The 15,942-nt window shown below is 33.5% G+C and carries 15 protein-coding genes and 2 other annotated features; of the genes, 9 read left to right on the forward strand and 6 right to left on the reverse strand.

Annotated elements, in window-relative coordinates; translation table 11 throughout:
- The first annotated feature begins 2 nt into the window (after positions 1-2).
- The 4 genes from galT (at position 3) to MHI39_RS12470 (ending at position 5,172) form a co-directional block, all read left to right on the forward strand.
- The gene (galT, locus tag MHI39_RS12455; protein WP_342541320.1) at positions 3-1,493 is read left to right on the forward strand and encodes a UDP-glucose--hexose-1-phosphate uridylyltransferase; all 1,491 of its coding nucleotides are present in this window, start codon (positions 3-5) and stop codon (positions 1,491-1,493) included.
- Between the two features lie 103 nt (positions 1,494-1,596).
- A complete protein-coding gene (locus MHI39_RS12460; protein WP_058005490.1) occupies positions 1,597-2,652 on the forward strand; it encodes an aldose epimerase family protein in 1,056 nt (351 codons plus the stop codon).
- Positions 2,653-2,851: 199 nt separating this feature from the next.
- Positions 2,852-4,810: a translation factor GTPase family protein gene (locus tag MHI39_RS12465; protein WP_342541322.1), complete on the forward strand. Its 1,959-nt coding sequence runs from the start codon at positions 2,852-2,854 to the stop codon at positions 4,808-4,810.
- Positions 4,811-4,890: 80 nt separating this feature from the next.
- The gene (locus MHI39_RS12470) at positions 4,891-5,172 is read left to right on the forward strand and encodes a DUF6509 family protein (protein ID WP_058005492.1); all 282 of its coding nucleotides are present in this window, start codon (positions 4,891-4,893) and stop codon (positions 5,170-5,172) included.
- Positions 5,173-5,201: 29 nt separating this feature from the next.
- Here MHI39_RS12470 and MHI39_RS12475 read toward each other — a convergent pair whose 3' ends face one another.
- The gene (locus tag MHI39_RS12475) at positions 5,202-6,071 is read right to left on the reverse strand and encodes a hypothetical protein (protein WP_058005493.1); all 870 of its coding nucleotides are present in this window, start codon (positions 6,069-6,071) and stop codon (positions 5,202-5,204) included.
- An 897-nt stretch (positions 6,072-6,968) separates the two neighbouring features.
- Positions 6,969-7,192 (forward strand) — a binding site (T-box leader).
- A 68-nt stretch (positions 7,193-7,260) separates the two neighbouring features.
- Positions 7,261-7,488, forward strand: a binding site (T-box leader).
- A gap of 90 nt (positions 7,489-7,578) precedes the next feature.
- Here MHI39_RS12475 and thrS point away from each other — a divergent pair.
- Positions 7,579-8,799, forward strand: a complete 1,221-nt coding sequence (gene thrS, locus MHI39_RS12480; RefSeq protein WP_071975968.1) for a threonine--tRNA ligase — start codon at positions 7,579-7,581, stop codon at positions 8,797-8,799.
- Here thrS and MHI39_RS12485 read toward each other — a convergent pair.
- The 3 genes from MHI39_RS12485 to MHI39_RS12495 form a co-directional block, all read right to left on the reverse strand.
- The gene (locus MHI39_RS12485) at positions 8,790-9,257 is read right to left on the reverse strand and encodes a CBO0543 family protein (protein ID WP_342541325.1); all 468 of its coding nucleotides are present in this window, start codon (positions 9,255-9,257) and stop codon (positions 8,790-8,792) included. The two genes, thrS and MHI39_RS12485, sit on opposite strands and share 10 nt — an antisense overlap.
- Positions 9,169-10,305 carry a DUF2515 family protein gene (locus MHI39_RS12490; protein WP_071975967.1) on the reverse strand — a complete coding sequence of 379 codons (1,137 nt, stop codon included), beginning with the start codon at positions 10,303-10,305 and terminating at the stop codon, positions 9,169-9,171. The genes MHI39_RS12485 and MHI39_RS12490 overlap by 89 nt, the downstream gene beginning before the upstream one ends.
- Positions 10,306-10,433: 128 nt before the next feature.
- Positions 10,434-11,195, reverse strand: a complete 762-nt coding sequence (locus MHI39_RS12495; protein ID WP_236036304.1) for a hypothetical protein — start codon at positions 11,193-11,195, stop codon at positions 10,434-10,436.
- A gap of 321 nt (positions 11,196-11,516) precedes the next feature.
- Here MHI39_RS12495 and MHI39_RS12500 point away from each other — a divergent pair, with 321 nt between their 5' ends.
- From MHI39_RS12500 to MHI39_RS12510, 3 genes are all read left to right on the forward strand, one after another.
- On the forward strand, positions 11,517-12,128 hold the full coding sequence (locus MHI39_RS12500; protein WP_071975966.1) for an HAD family hydrolase: 612 nt from the start codon (positions 11,517-11,519) through the stop codon (positions 12,126-12,128).
- Between the two features lie 164 nt (positions 12,129-12,292).
- A complete protein-coding gene (locus tag MHI39_RS12505; RefSeq protein ID WP_058003633.1) occupies positions 12,293-12,904 on the forward strand; it encodes a VTT domain-containing protein in 612 nt (203 codons plus the stop codon).
- 244 nt (positions 12,905-13,148) lie between these two features.
- Positions 13,149-13,283, forward strand: a complete 135-nt coding sequence (locus tag MHI39_RS12510; protein WP_257234000.1) for a hypothetical protein — start codon at positions 13,149-13,151, stop codon at positions 13,281-13,283.
- A gap of 62 nt (positions 13,284-13,345) precedes the next feature.
- Here MHI39_RS12510 and MHI39_RS12515 read toward each other — a convergent pair whose 3' ends face one another.
- Both MHI39_RS12515 and MHI39_RS12520 read right to left on the reverse strand, forming a co-directional pair.
- Positions 13,346-14,644, reverse strand: coding sequence for an ATP-binding protein (locus MHI39_RS12515; RefSeq protein ID WP_342541326.1), 1,299 nt, complete (start codon positions 14,642-14,644; stop codon positions 13,346-13,348).
- Positions 14,645-14,827: 183 nt separating this feature from the next.
- A complete protein-coding gene (locus MHI39_RS12520) occupies positions 14,828-15,652 on the reverse strand; it encodes an aldo/keto reductase (RefSeq protein ID WP_259545322.1) in 825 nt (274 codons plus the stop codon).
- A 150-nt stretch (positions 15,653-15,802) separates the two neighbouring features.
- On the opposite strand from MHI39_RS12520, the gene MHI39_RS12525 reads away from it, so the two are divergent.
- Positions 15,803-15,925 carry a hypothetical protein gene (locus tag MHI39_RS12525; RefSeq protein ID WP_342541327.1) on the forward strand — a complete coding sequence of 41 codons (123 nt, stop codon included), beginning with the start codon at positions 15,803-15,805 and terminating at the stop codon, positions 15,923-15,925.
- The last annotated feature ends 17 nt before the right edge of the window (positions 15,926-15,942 follow it).

A 15,942-nucleotide genomic window follows, 5' to 3' on the forward strand; every position in this document is an offset into this window, starting at 1 on the left:
TTATGAATGCATATTTGTCCATTAACGAACTTGTCTCCAAAGCGATTTCACTAAGGATGATTCACCCTGAAGACGAGATTTATGCACGAAATCAGATTATGGCGCTTCTCGGATTGACTGATTTCTCAAATGAAAATGAACAGAAAGAAATGCGAAACCTCGATGTTCCTGAGCTTCTGGATGAATTGGTATTTTTTGCTGTACAAAAAGGTTTAATAGAAGATCTATTTGATGCAAAGGAAATTCTGAGTAGTCATATTATGAATGTTTTTTTGCAACGGCCATCAGAAATTAATCAAAACTTCCATCGAAAATGGGAGCAAAGTCCAGAAAAAGCTACTTCCTACTTTTATGAACTAAGCCAAAATAGTAACTATATTCAAACAAAAAGAATCGCCGAAAATAGTCATTACAAAATTACAACAGAATATGGTGAATTAGATATTACTATTAATCTTGCAAAGCCTGAGAAGGATCCTAATGAGATCGCAAAGGAAAATGAAAGAAAAATAGTATCTAATTATCCGACTTGCTTGCTTTGCATAGAAAATGAAGGATATTCTGGAAGAATTGGTCATCCGGCTCGATCTAATCATCGATTGATTCGGTTGGAACTAAATAAAGAGCAATGGTATTTACAATATTCACCATATGTTTATTATAAGGAGCATTGCATTATATTATCCCATGAACATCGAAATATGGCGATTAATCAAGCAACATTTCAAAGGCTTTTTGAATTTGTTGGGAAGTTTCCTCATTATTTCATCGGCTCTAATGCTGATCTGCCAATTGTAGGGGGGTCTATTCTTTCACATGATCATTACCAAGGTGGAAATTATGAGTTTGCCATGGCAAAAGCAAAAGATGAATTGACATTTACCCTTGATAGCTTCCCAATGATCCATGCTTCTACCATCAAATGGCCAATGTCCGTTATCCGATTGAGAAGCAGTGACGTGAACCAAATGGTTGATGCTTGCAATTATATTCTTGAAAAGTGGAAAAATTATTCGGATCCTGCTGCAGATATTGTCGCATATACTGGTGAAACAAGACATAATACGATAACACCGATTGCAAGAATGCGAAATAACGAGTTTGAAATGGACTTAGTGTTGCGAAATAATCGAACCAATAAAGAGCATCCACTTGGAATTTTTCACCCACATGCTGATGTACATCATATTAAAAAGGAAAATATCGGGCTGATTGAAGTGATGGGGCTTGCGGTTTTGCCTGCTCGTTTAAAGACGGAACTGTTAGAGGTAGAAAAATATTTGTTGGATCAACCAAATCAAATTCAACCATATCATCATATTTGGGCAGATGATATAAAGATTCGATATCAAAATAAAATAACTCCCACTACGGTAAAGGAAATAATCATTCAGGAGGTTGGATACAAATTTTTAAGAGTACTTGAGGATGCGAGTGTTTTTAAACGGACAGAAGGACAGAAGGCGTTTCAAAAATTTATTTCCTCACTTTAAAAAGTAGTTTGTTGCTTCAAAAAAGCCATACAGCTAGCTTTTCCACCTATAGGTATAGCAGTTGTGCTTGTGAAAAGAGCTTTAAAAATAGGAGGTGGTATCATTGGAAATAATGCAGGAGGATTATGGGGAAATCGATGGTCGAACAATTACAGCTTTTACGATGGTGAATGATCATGGCATGGAAATAACCTGTCTTGATTATGGTTGTATTATTACAAAAATAGTAGCATCTGATAGGAATGGGCATTTCGAAAACATCGTGCTTGGGTTTGATTCCATAGAGGAATATCAAAAATATTCCCCTTATTTTGGTGCAATCATTGGAAGATTTGCTGGACGGATCAAAAATGCAGAATTCAATCTCAATGGTAAAATTTATCAATTAGCAAAGAACAATAATGATAATCATCTTCACGGTGGTCTCCAAGGGTTTGATAAGGTTTTTTGGGAGACAAAAACAGCTTTAGAGGCGGATTCAACCAAACTGGAATTTACATATTTAAGTAAATCAGGAGAAGAAGGTTATCCTGGAAATCTGCTTATGAAGGTTACATATACGCTAAACAATAAGAATGAACTTATCATTTCTTATAAGGGAGAATCGGATGAATCTACTCTACTGAATGTCACAAATCACACCTATTTTAATTTAAGTGGTAATTTAAAGCGAGATATTTTGAACCATCAGTTAACGATTAAAAGTCGAAAATTCGTTGAATTAGATGAAAGACTTATTCCAACCGGTAAGATATTATCAGTTGAAAATACTCCATTTGATTTTCAAAATGGCAGAAAAATTAAAGATGGAATGACATCTGGACATGTGCAAAATTGGATTGCAGGAAATGGTTATGACCATCCCTTTTTATTAACAGAACAACATAATAAGGAAATTATTTTATTGGATGAAGAAAGCGGTCGGGAACTCATCATAGAAACAGATGAACCTGCGGTTGTACTTTATACAGGTAATCAACTTGAGGCTGACGAAAGCTATTCCATCAGAGGTGTTCCTTCACGAAATTATCTTGGATTATGTTTAGAAACTCAGGGATTACCAGATTCCATACATAACCCACATTTCCCATCAAATATCTTAAAAAAAGGAGAGGTATTCCAATCTGTTACGAAATATAAATTTGACATCAAAAGTTGAATTGGATTAAAGCTTGTTCCGTATAAATAACCTCAAAGATAAAGTACATATGTATACCCATCAGGCATGGAATGGTATGATAAATATGGTTGTAATCAAATGTGAAAATTGCTATTTAATAGTAGTAAGGTGCGGTATCGGTAAAACACATCATCTATTAGGTACCTAGAAAATTTTAAATTAAACAAAGAGGCGAATTATGCAACAAATAACGATCGGAATATTAGCCCATGTCGATGCAGGTAAAACAACTTTTGCTGAACAACTTTTATTTCATACGAAAAGTATCCATCATAGAGGAAGAGTCGATCATCAAGATGCATTTTTAGATAATCATGCAATTGAAAAAGCGAGAGGAATTACTGTATTTGCTGATCAAGCAATTATGGAATATAAGGATTCCACCTATTATCTGATCGATACTCCAGGACACGTAGATTTTTCTCCAGAAATGGAGCGATCCATTCAAGTAATGGATTACGCCATCATTATTTTAAGCGCAGTGGAAGGTGTAGAAGGACATACGGAAACCGTTTGGCAATTATTAAGGAAGCATCAAATCCCTACATTTTTCTTTATTAATAAAACTGATCGAGTTGGTGCAGATGTTAATAAAGTAAAAAAAGAAATTCGAAATCAGCTAACAGAGCATGGTATTGACATAACGGAGACATATAACAAAGGTGCCATGAGTGAAGAGTTAATCGAGTTTATTGCAGAAAGAGATGAAACATTATTGAATCTGTATATAGATGGAGAATATGACGAGGGTCGTTGGCAGCAGGAAATGAAACGGATGATTAAAGATAACAACATCTATCCTATAGCTTCTGGTTCTGCCCTGCAGGATATTGGAATCCTTTCATTTTTGGAAAAACTGGACGAATTAACTTTTTCCGATTATAACTCCACCGATTCGTTTTCAGGAAGAGTTTATAAAATCCGTCATGATAGCACGGGTGCTCGGGTTACTTTTATTAAATCATTAAGTGGTTCCCTTCATGTACGTGATGTGCTGGAATATGGGGATCAAGAGGAGAAATTACGGGAGAAGATTACACAAATAAGGCTATATAATGGTGCAAATTATGAAATCGTTGATCAAATGAATGCAGGTGATTTATTTGCAGTAACAGGATTAACGAATGCGGCTGTAGGTGATGGACTTGGAGCGATACAAGCAAAGGCTACTTATGAAACCGTAGCGACATTAAAATCTAAGGTCATCTATGACTCCTCCTTAAATCATAAGGAAGTACTATCATATTTTCGAATGTTAAATGATGAGGATCCATCGTTAAAAGTAACCTGGGATGAAGGTTTACAGGAGATCCACCTTCATGTTATGGGGAAAATTCAGCTTGAAGTACTCGAGCAAATTGTAAAGGATAGTTTTAATCTTTCGGTTAGCTTCGGCAAGCCGGAAATTTTATATAAAGAAACGATTCAGACGATCGTGAACGGATACGGTCATTTTGAACCGCTAAAACATTATGCAGAAGTACACTTATTATTGGAACCGGGACATAGGGGAAGTGGCATTATTTTTGATAACGATTGTCATCCAGATGACTTAATGGTTAGCTATCAAAATTTAGTGAAGCATTATTTATTAGAAAAGGAGCATCGCGGCATACTAACAGGAACAGCTTTAACAGATGTAAAAATTACTTTACTTACAGGAAGAGCCCATAATAAACATACTAGTGGCGGTGATTTCCGAGAAGCCACACTCCGTGCCCTTAGACAAGGTCTTGAAAAAGCTAAGAATATTTTATTAGAGCCAGTTTATCATTTTAAAATTAAAGTAGATATAGAACAAATGGGACGGGTCTTATCAGATATTCAAGCGGCCTATGGACAATTCCAACCACCAGAAATGAATGGAAACAAAGCAGTGATAATGGGGAGAGCACCGGTAGCTACATTTATGGATTATAGCACAATCCTAGCATCTTTTACACAAGGAAAAGGCTCTATTTCATTGGTGTTCGGTGGTTATGAGCAATGTCATAATGAAGCAGAGGTTATTGAAAAAATTGGATATAATAAAAATGCTGATCCTGAATATAGTTCATCTTCTATCTTTTGTTCAAAAGGTCAAGGATTTTCCGTTTCATGGGATGAAGTTGAAAAAATGATGCATGCTTTAAAATGAATTCTTGAGCTCTTAAAAATAGAGTGTATAATACAAGAAGTATGTAATTTTAGGTTAGTTTTGAAAGGAAGAAGTTGTTGATGGAAATTACTGGTCATAACGTTGAAAAATTAAACGATCCTACAGGTATTATCGTTGGGGATCGTTATGAGTTCTTTCTCAATATTGAAGTACCTGAAGATGATGAGCTGTACTCTGAAAATGGAGTTTTATTAAAGGTCATTTATGCTGTAGAAGATCATGAATCAAGAATTGCTCTGTATCAATTTATTGAAAGAGCAACAAATGAAGTCCTTGATTTTGCATTAGAAGATGAAGAAGAAGAATTGGTTAATGAATATTGCAAGCAACATATTGAGTAAAAAAATGATAGCAGGCGATTTGCTTGCTATCATTTTTTCTTTTCTTCTTTCTGTGTTTCGTTGATAATAGAAATTAAATCATCAATATTTATTTTCCAAGGTGATAATGGCGAAGTTCTAACCAATTGAAAGGAGATCTTCGTGTTTACTCTTCCGCTCTCTTTAATGTACAATTGGAGTTCAACTGGTACAGTGATGGTTAAATCATTGGCGCCATCTTCTATACTATCTTTTCTATTCCAACGAAGAGTTTCAATTTTATCTATTTTATTAATCTGCTTATTTAAATTCTTCTTTTCAGTCAATGCCACTTTATGGATTAACCCTTTATCCCCATTTTTAATAAATACGAGTAGGGCATCTGCAACTTGAAAAGGGTTTGCTCCTGCTAAATAGTCATCAATTTTTCCTGCTGCTTTCATGATCATAAGCTGATGGGATAAATCCGTTCTTTCTGTTCGATGTGTAGTACTTCCGGCAAAATGTATACAAAAATGTCCAGGGAAACCATTTGCTAATGCACCTGCACCATGAGGCATGCCGTGCATAGAAGCTGCAAGTAGTCTGTTTTCAGCTAAGATTAATATGGCTCTTCTTCGCCAGCTCCAATGACCATGATATATCTCTTTCATCACTTTTGTATCTTTTCGCGTGAGAGGCTGAACATCTGCATGATGTGACCCTGCCCGTCTTTGTACGTCAAAGCTTTTTCCTGTTTCAACATCAATAACTGTAAACACGGAATTCTTTGGAATAATTTGGTTTACATCTTTCCAATGAAGCAATTCAATTTGAAAATTAATCGGTTGTTGGTTCGAATGAATAGTAGAAGCTGATATAGACGGTGAGTAAATAAGCATGAGGAAAAAGAAACTGAAAGTTAACGTATATTTAGCCAATTTTACCAGCTCCAAATAAGAATAAGTGTCTTGAACTTATTTTTACCATTCTTATTAAGGCAATAACTGATAATAAATGGAAATTTGAATGTGGTATTGTTTTATTTTTTAATACTTGTTTCATTGTCAATAACTACATATACTTACACAAAAAATACGAAATGAAAATTAGTTAATCGCCAATAATCAGTTTAAAAATCCTAAGAATATGTTTAATTTGCATAATTGGGAAATGGATTAATTCCTAATAAAATATAACCTCAATATTATTATAGGATCTTTTCTCAAACATTGTTGCTTTTTAGGGGGAAATTTAACGATATATATAGGGGTACTGGACAACAAGAGTTTACCAACTTAAGGTCAGTCTTGAGTTGAATTAAATATTGTAGTTCCATTTATTACGTTTATTAAATAAGCTTAACTAATATAAAGTGTGTAATAAAATATTTACTAAAATTTTTATTATTTTCAGAGCGTGATTTGGATACAGATTGGTAGGTCTACTAATAACCCAATTTTGTAATGAATCGATTTCAATGCAGTTATTATCATTTCATCTATACACTTTTGACTAAAATTCTTTAATATCGAAAGTTATTATTACATGAGTGTCTAAAATTTAAGGAAAATTATCAACAAATAATGGTGTGAAATACCTGAGATAAAAAATTTAAAGCATGAAAGTATTATTGTTAGACATTTAAAATACTGATCATTTATTGGAAAATAGACGGTTTTACACCTCATATTCGTTATTGACTTTATTTTCCGTCGTGTTTAAAATAATTATCATTGTAAATAATCAATAGTAACTTTATCAAAAAATATTTCTTGACTTTTATAAATTATCCATTTACAATTCAAAAAAACAATTCATTACAATTTGTAAGAAATAACATTGCTTTGATAAGGACATGAATCATACTTAATTTTCTTCCAGAGAACAGGGTCATTGGCTGTAAGCCCTGTAGAAAAATGTTTGATTTACCACCTTTGAGCTTTTATGGGGAAAAGCCTTGCTTAGTATCCATAAACGGGAAAACCGTTATCTTTATGAGCGTAAAGTAGATTTTGCTTTGCGAAATTAGGGTGGCACCACGACCGCACTCGTCCCTTTGTCTTTGGGATGGGTGCGTTTTTTATTTGATTTTTAAAGAGTATGTTTTTTAAAAAAATTATATATATATATATTGCGATGATAAGGACATGAATTTTTCTAATTTTTCTTTGCAGAGAACAGGGTCATTGGCTGCGAGCCCTGAAGAAAAAGGAAAATTTACCACCTTTGAGCTATTATGGGGAAAAGGATTTGCTTAGTATCCATAATCGGAAAAAAACCGTTATCTATTTGAGCGTAAAGCAGCTGCATGCTTTGCGAAATTAGGGTGGCACCACGACCGCACTCGTCCCTTGTCTTTGGGATGAGTGCGTTTTTTTATTTATACTCTTATAAAAATTAATGGTTAGAGCACAAACAGCTTATTCAATTTTAGGAGGAATTACTATGTCAATTGAAATGGAAGCAGAAAAACGAAATCATCGTAAATTAGGTCAACAATTAGAGTTATTTATGTCATCAGAAGAAGCGCCGGGTATGCCTTTCTTCTTACCAAAAGGAATGGTCATACGAAATGAACTCGAGTATTTTTGGAAACAAAAGCATCATTTAGCTGGATATCAGGAAATTAAGACACCGATCATGATGAAACAAGAGTTATGGGAGAAATCAGGTCATTGGGACCATTATCATGAAAACATGTATTTTTCGAAAGTGGACGATCAAAATTATGCTATTAAGCCAATGAATTGTCCGGGTGCTGTTCTCATTTTTAATAATAAACGTCGAAGCTATCGTGAGCTCCCGATACGATACGGAGAACTAGGATTAGTTCATCGGCATGAACTTTCTGGATCTTTAAATGGTCTGCTACGAGTACGTTCGTTTACACAGGATGATGCACATATTTTTGTACGAGAGGATCAAATTGAATCTGAAATTGATAAGGTACTAGAACTAGTGGATGAATTTTATTCAGAATTTGGATTTAGCTATAAAATTGAACTTTCCACTCGACCTGAGAAATATATGGGCTCAGAGGAAATATGGGACAAAGCAGAGGCGGCTTTGGAATCAGTACTACAGAAAAAAGAGCTTCCTTATCAAATAAACCATGGAGATGGAGCGTTTTACGGGCCAAAGATTGATTATCATATTTTAGATTCATTAGGTAGAAGCTGGCAATGCGGTACCGTACAACTTGATTTTCAAATGCCAGAAAAATTTAATTGCCAATATATCGGTGAGGATAATAAATATCATATTCCAATTATGATTCACCGAGCTATTTACGGATCGCTTGAGCGCTTTATGGCCATATTGATTGAACATTATGCTGGTGATTTCCCTTTATGGTTAGCTCCTATACAAGCGAAGATTTTGCCTATTTCTGATAAGCACCTTCCGTATGCCGAGCACATTAAACAGCAATTTCAACAAGTTGGAATACGAATTGAAATCGACGAAAGAATTGAAAAAATAGGCTTAAAAATAAGAGATGCAGAAACAGAAAAGATACCGTTCATGCTCATAATTGGTGATCAAGAAATTGAAAATGGAGCGGTATCTTTAAGGAGACGAGGAGAGGGAAACCTTGGTCAGATGAGTGTGATGGACGCTTTGGATAAAATCATAAAAGAAAAAAATACTCTAGAAAATCATTCATAGGACTTGTTTGACCAGCGATAGAAATAATCAATAACAGTAAAATAAAGGGAATAGCCAAAAACTGAATAAATATGTTTCCATGAATTCGTATGATCCAGAAAGCCAAGCGTTTCAGAGTATCTTTCAAAAACAGCCATGAGCAGGCTTAATAGCATGATCAAGCCTGCTTTCCTCCATTTAGATAAGTAACGGATTATATAGATGTAGAGAATAATTAAACAAGGGAGTCCGAGCAGTGGAAAGAAAATATTAATCGAAAATAGTTCAGGAAATGGCCTTTTAGGGAAGGTATATAAACCAACTCCTGTAAAAAATAGATCTAGATAGGTGCCAATAAGCGAAGCGAAAAGCAAGGTAGGGATCAAATTTCTAATTGAGGAATGTGATCGTTTTTTTTGCAATTCCTGCTCGTTCAAGCTTTTCAAGGGTTTTACAGTAATCATGCTTAATCTCTCCATCTACTTTTTCTTTTGAGTCTACAAGGTATTGGATAACTTGCCAATTTGTGTACCAATCTTTGATTTCTGCTTTTTCATGAATAGAATTTTTCCAAGCATAAGGTAGTCTTGGACTATAAAAACGAGGACAGCTAGGTTCGATCTGACAAGACTTTAACCTTGTTTTCCATTCAACACCTGGTACTCCTTCATTCACATCATTAAACAGATGAGGCCAGTAGTCTTTTCGGGAACCAGTATGAGAATGGGTTTTTGCCCAGTGCACTGTTTTCTTCAATCGTTCTGGATGGTCAAATAAGATATTGTATAATCGCTTCCCTAATAGTATTCGCTCATGCAAACTTTCAAAATGATTTAATGTTTGGCCAACTAATACTATTTGATTGTTTTCTAGATAGGGAAAGATAATATGGTTCATTGAAAGGATTTCTTGTATTTTGAATTCAAATGTTTCGAAGACTTGCTTCTTAAATGTTTGATTGTTAATGATTCTAATTTCTAAATAATTTTGTTCATTAATGATAAGAGCGATGGCTAATAGATAAGGATTTCGATCTTTCCAAAAATGATTCCAAATGGTGAACATAAATGATGAAATATGTAGGTGAGGAAGGAGATGAAATAAATTTTGGCCACGCTTCATGCTTTCCTCGTACACTAAAAATTGGGGATAAGCATCCTGGAATATAAGCCAATTCCCTCTCTCAAGAAAGGTAAAGAAGGCGATCGCTTCTTTTTTACTTACTAATTTGGACAGTAATTCACCTTTTAAATCGGTCATGTTCCAACCACCATTCCTTGATACCATATGACCTAAAAAAGCCCAATGGATTTCAGGGTGACGTTGGTAAAAATCAAGATATGCCTTTGTTCTCGTAAGATTATTTTTATTATGAAGGATGGTATTCTGTATTATTTCGTGGAGTAATCTCTCCTCTTTGGGGAGAAGAGGGACTAGTGAATTGTTATGAGTTTTGTTTAACTCTTTTTTTATTTTTAATAAAGCATCTGTTAATTGTATTTTTTTCTTCTGCTTGATCAAAAACACAAAGAATAATCCCCTCCTTTGGGAGTCATTTGTACTAGTTATACTCATTTTATTTAGGATGAGTTAGTTTAATGATTATTAGAGGAAAATAACCGAATAAAAAAGCTAAAGGAACAAAAGATGAACCTTTAACTTTTTTTGATTTTGGACGGATTATTGACTTTATAGTAAACAGGAACATCAACAATAAATTCTTCATCGACATCTTTTCCTTTAGGAAGCTTCTTTTTTATAATTTTTCCGTCAAATTCAAGAGTGTCACCTTGAGTGAGTTCGTGTTTTTTTAGAGTTTTTGAGTGAGAACACCATGCATGGCCTATTTCAATCGGAGAATCCTGATGAATCACAACATTTTCTAAAACGACTACCTCATCATTTTCCTCATTAAAGTTATTCCAGGTTAAAGCAAACTGTTTAACATTTGCCGAAAAACGTACCTTTTCTTCTGGAAGATCTATTTTAGGCTTCTTTTCTTGTTTTATCTTTTTTTCTACTTGTGGAGCTGTTGTTTTTTCTGTTTTCACGGTTTGCTCCTCGAGGATTTCCTCTTGTTGTTGGTTGTTAGTTACTGATTCATTTGTATTTGAATAGGATGTGATATTTGTCTTTTTAAAGCTAGAAGCCTGCATTTCTTTTAAATATGCTGGGTGTATACAGCTTAATTGTCCATCATTGAACTCAATAATAATCGTGTTATATTCTTCTGTTTTTCCATATATTTCATAGCCCTTAATGGTAACGGATTCTTGATTTCTTCCATCTTTATATAAAAATTGTTTTTTTGCTGATAATCCCCATTCTTTTATTTTCTCTGTGTAATGGGATTCATCCGTAAATGTTATGTAATCACCTTTGGGTGGAATGATATTCATAAGTTTAGGTGTTATCAAATTAGCCTATCTCCTTTTTCTTAAGATCAACTTTTCCATTTATTATACATGAAATTAGCCGATGGTTAAATGTATAGATATAAGCCAATTGATATTGAAAATGCTTGTGGGGAGTAGCGATTACAACTGTATCAAGAGAAATATTTTTCCGAAGAATAAAGAACAGCGATTAAAAAGGCAATCCAAGAAATAAAATTATACACCAAATAAAAATGAAGTCGATATGAAATGATTGAATGAGTCTCAATTTCACTATTGACATGAAATCCATTTCATCCATTACCTTTAATTTAAATGATGGTAGGGAGGATGGATAGAAGGATGTATACCGCTTTTATATTTGATTTAGATGGGACAATTATTGATTCGGAAATGATCGGATTGACAGCCTTACAAGCAACCTTAAAGGAACAAGGAATTGATAAGGATTTAGATTCTTTACGTTTTTCATTAGGAATACCAGGGTTAAAAACGTTGGAAATATTAAATATTGCAGACATCCCAACAACTCTTGAATCATGGATGGAAAGGGAAAAACCGTTATTAAAAAATGTTCCTCTGTTTGAGGGGATAATAGAAGTTATTGATCAATTACCAAAGATGGGAATAGTTACATCTAAAACAGCTGAGGAAATGGACAATAGTTTTTATTTATTAAATATCCATCAAAAATTTGAGGTAATTGTTTGTGCAAGTGATACTAAAAGGCATAAACCATACCCGGATCCTCTAAATTTAGGGTTAAGTTTACTTCATTGTGAGCCTAATCAAGCCATCTATATAGGAGATTCCATTTATGATATGAGGTGTGCACATGCTGCTGGGGTTGATTTTGGTTTAGCATTGTGGGGAGCAAGATCAACGGATGGTTTTGATGAAGCACAATATATTTTCGAAACACCTGGTGATATATTAAAATTAATGAATGATTAAAAATTTAACCTCTCCATGTGTCAGGAGAGGTTTTTTTACTATATATATGTATAAAACTGCATCCATCTAAGGACTGATGCAAAATTAATTCGATGGTCTCTATAACAAAAGTGAAAGGACATTTATTCTTTAGATAATAGCTTTTTAAATGTGGAGTGATTCAGATGTCTCATTCAATTTATGCTTTTATTGAAGAGTGGGGGATATGGGGGATTATTTTCTCAATGTTTATTGAAGGAAGTTCTTTCCCCTTTATTGGAACGTTCTTTCTCATAACTATGGGCGTTGTAATGGAACTAACCTGGTTTGAAATGATCTTTACCTCGATTTTTGGAAGTTTCTTATATGCAGTGGGAAGTTATATCCCATATTATTTCGGTTACAAGGTAGGGAAAATTACTGAAAACAGATTAACCTCAAAAAGAAGAGAAAAGTATCAAAAAACGAAAGAATATTTTAGTAGGTATGGTGTTTGGAGTGTGGCTATATCAAGTCCACTTCCGTTAGGGAATTTTGTTCCTTTTATGGCTGGGATATCTAGAATGAATATTGGATTGTATACACTACTAACAATGATTGGAATCATCCCAACAACCTTTCTATATTTGAGTATTGGCCATTTTTATCCTGGTAACATCCAAGAGCTTATTCAACAAATTCAACATTTCCAAATCACTATTCTAATTGGAATTGTCCTTATCTTTGGTCTATATATTTGGAGCAAATTACGACATAAATATCAAAATCACACAGAGCGGATGGAAAGTGACAATTAGAAATATTGGATAAGAAGATGAATAGGAGTTGTCTGATCTTTTAAGCATCAGACACTCCTTATTATTTTATAAAAAGGTAATTTAAAGGAATTCAGAAATATTCTATAGAAAAGAAGTCTATAGTGGGGGAATGTATAGGAGTTAGTATTATTTTTGTATTTGACTTGTCAAAGTAATAGGCTAGCCTTCCAGGATTCTAGAACAAAGTAAAAATTAGATTATTTGTAAAAAGGGGTGATTAGTTTTGATCGGAATTATCATCGGTGTGATTATAGTAGTTACTCTACTTTCCGTTGAGACTCAATTAAGGAATTTAAATAAAACAAGTGAATCGATTGTTCACTTGCTCAAAGAAATCAAAAAAGAAAATAAAGGTTAAGTGAAAGATAAAATAAATGGGATATATATAAGTAAGTACCTTTAGATTATGTTGTTTTAAAACTACTCATCTTGTAAATATTGAGGAAGAATGAGCTCGATGGTAGTCCCTTTTTTTACCTGACTAGTAATATGGATTTTTCCCTTGTGAATTTCAATAATTTTAAAGCAGGTAGTTAAACCAAGACCAGTTCCTTTATCCTTAGTGGAATAGAAGGGTTGTCCAATATGTTTTATAATTTCTTCCGGTATTCCAGGGCCATTATCCTTAATATAAATCGAAATAAAATCATGACAAGCTAAGCTTGGAACGATTTCAATTACTCCTTCATAATTAATGGCTTCGATTGCATTCTTGATGATATTAATAAACACTAATTTTAACTGGTTTTCTTCAGCTAAAACCCAAATAGGTGTATCTGCTTTATTAAACTTTATAACAATACGATGCTTCTGTGCCATCGGTTTTATCAATGTTAGAACATAATCGATGATTTGAATAAGATCATATTTTTTTAAAGTGACGGTTTGAGGCTTCGATAAGGTCAATAAATCTGCAATGACCAGTTCTATTTTCGCAATTTCTTTAAGAATGATTTCGATATATTCATGGTCAATTTGTTTTTGTTCATTTAATAGTTGAATAAATCCTGAAATAGATGTTAATGGATTTCTTACTTCATGTGCGATAGCTGCAGATAACTGCGAAACAACTCTTAATTTTTCAGAGCGTTTAGCGAGGTTTTCGTTTAATTGTAGTATTTCCTGCTCTGATTGTTTCCGTTCTGTTATGTCTGTAAATGTTCCAACTGTAGAGAATAATTGGCCGAACGAATCATAGGTGACCTTACAATTCATTTCTACTAAAACATAGCCACCTTCAATTTTTCGTAAACGAAGTTCCTGTCTCATTGTCGCCTTTTTTGAATCGGTTAAGTCACTAAACATTTTATTTCCAATCCATTCATCTTCATGATAGATAAAAAAGGTTAGCTGACTGCCAATACATTCATGTACCTTATATCCCGTGAGATTAACCCATGCTTGATTTAATTTTGTAATTTGGCCACTTTTGTCTGTTTGAAACACCACTTGATCAAGGTTGTCGAATATATAGTCTGTTTCATCTAGTAATTTTTTTATATTTTCTTCACTTTTTCTTAAATTTTCATAGAGGAGCTTAGAACGGTCAAAGTATGAACCAAGCCACCAAACAATTATTGCAAGAATAAACGTATATGAACTATCCAAAAAAATATTAAAACGATAGCCATTTAACCCATAGTAAATTATATTCCAAACTGAAAATGCAATAATAAAAAATGTAGTGGCTATGATTCTACCATAGTAATTTTTTAACATAATCCATCAGCACCATTCGTCATTGTTAATTTAAGAATAACGAAAATATTTTATTTTTGGTGCGGAAATTTGTCGAAATATTAAATTATTTTTAGTATATAAAACGTTTTTCACCACAATTTTTCATTAAATGAAAATGATTAAAAAAAGAAGCAGACATTGGCTGCTTCTTAAAAAGATAAATTAACGAACGTTCATTTCACTTGGTTTCGGGCCTTTACGTTCATTACGGTTTAATTTGTTGATTTCTTCCATTTCATTTGTAGAAAGTTCAAAATCAAAAACATTAAAGTTTTCTTCAATTCTTGATGGAGTTACTGATTTTGGAATCACAATTGTATTATTTTGTAAGTGCCAGCGTAAGACAACTTGTGCTGGGGTTTTACCATGTGTTTCAGCAATTTTCATAACGGATTCATTCTTTAGAACTTCGCCACCTTGTTGCAAAGGACTCCATGCTTCAACAAATATATCATGCTTCGCACAAAATTCTTTTAATTCACTTTGAATAAGGTAAGGATGACATTCTACTTGGTTTAATACCGGTTTAATTTCACATTCATTAAGAATGCGTTCCAAATGTTCTATGTCAAAATTACAAACTCCAATTGCTTTTACACGACCATCTTTATAGAGCTTTTCTAATGCTTTATATGTATCCACGTATTGATCATATTCTGGAGTAGGCCAGTGAATAAGATATAAATCAACGTAGTCAAGTCCAAGACGTTCTAAACTCTCATCAAAAGCACGAAGAGTGTTTTCATAACCTTGATCAGTATTCCATACTTTTGTTGTAATAAACAATTCTTCACGAGGAACAGAGGATTGTTGTAGCGCTTTTCCTACGCCTTTTTCATTTTTATAAATCATCGCTGTGTCGATTGATGTATAACCAACTTCAAGTGCCTTTGCAACTGCATCCGTAGCTTGATTATCTTCTACCTGCCATACACCGAAACCTAATTGTGGCATTTTTAATCCATTGTTTAATGTTACGTAATTCATTTGGCATTCTCCTTTGAAAAAATAAAGTTTCAAATTCAGTATTTAGAATACCAATATTTATTTCTACATTCAAATAAAGAGTACTGAATTTTAAAATTTCATGTTATATTTCCTTTAATTTCTAATGATAAAGGAGAAATACCATTTATCTTGAATATTTTATATAGTGGTGTTTGTAAAAAAACAAGATCTGAGGAGTATGTGTACGAAAACGGAGGAACTACGATCATAACCGAAAAATATGTTCATATGGTGGATAAAGCAAAGAAATAACTAGTTTAAATATACGT

It is taken from the genome of Heyndrickxia sp. FSL K6-6286 (genome assembly GCF_038630395.1).
GTDB lineage: Bacteria > Bacillota > Bacilli > Bacillales > Bacillaceae_C > Heyndrickxia > Heyndrickxia oleronia.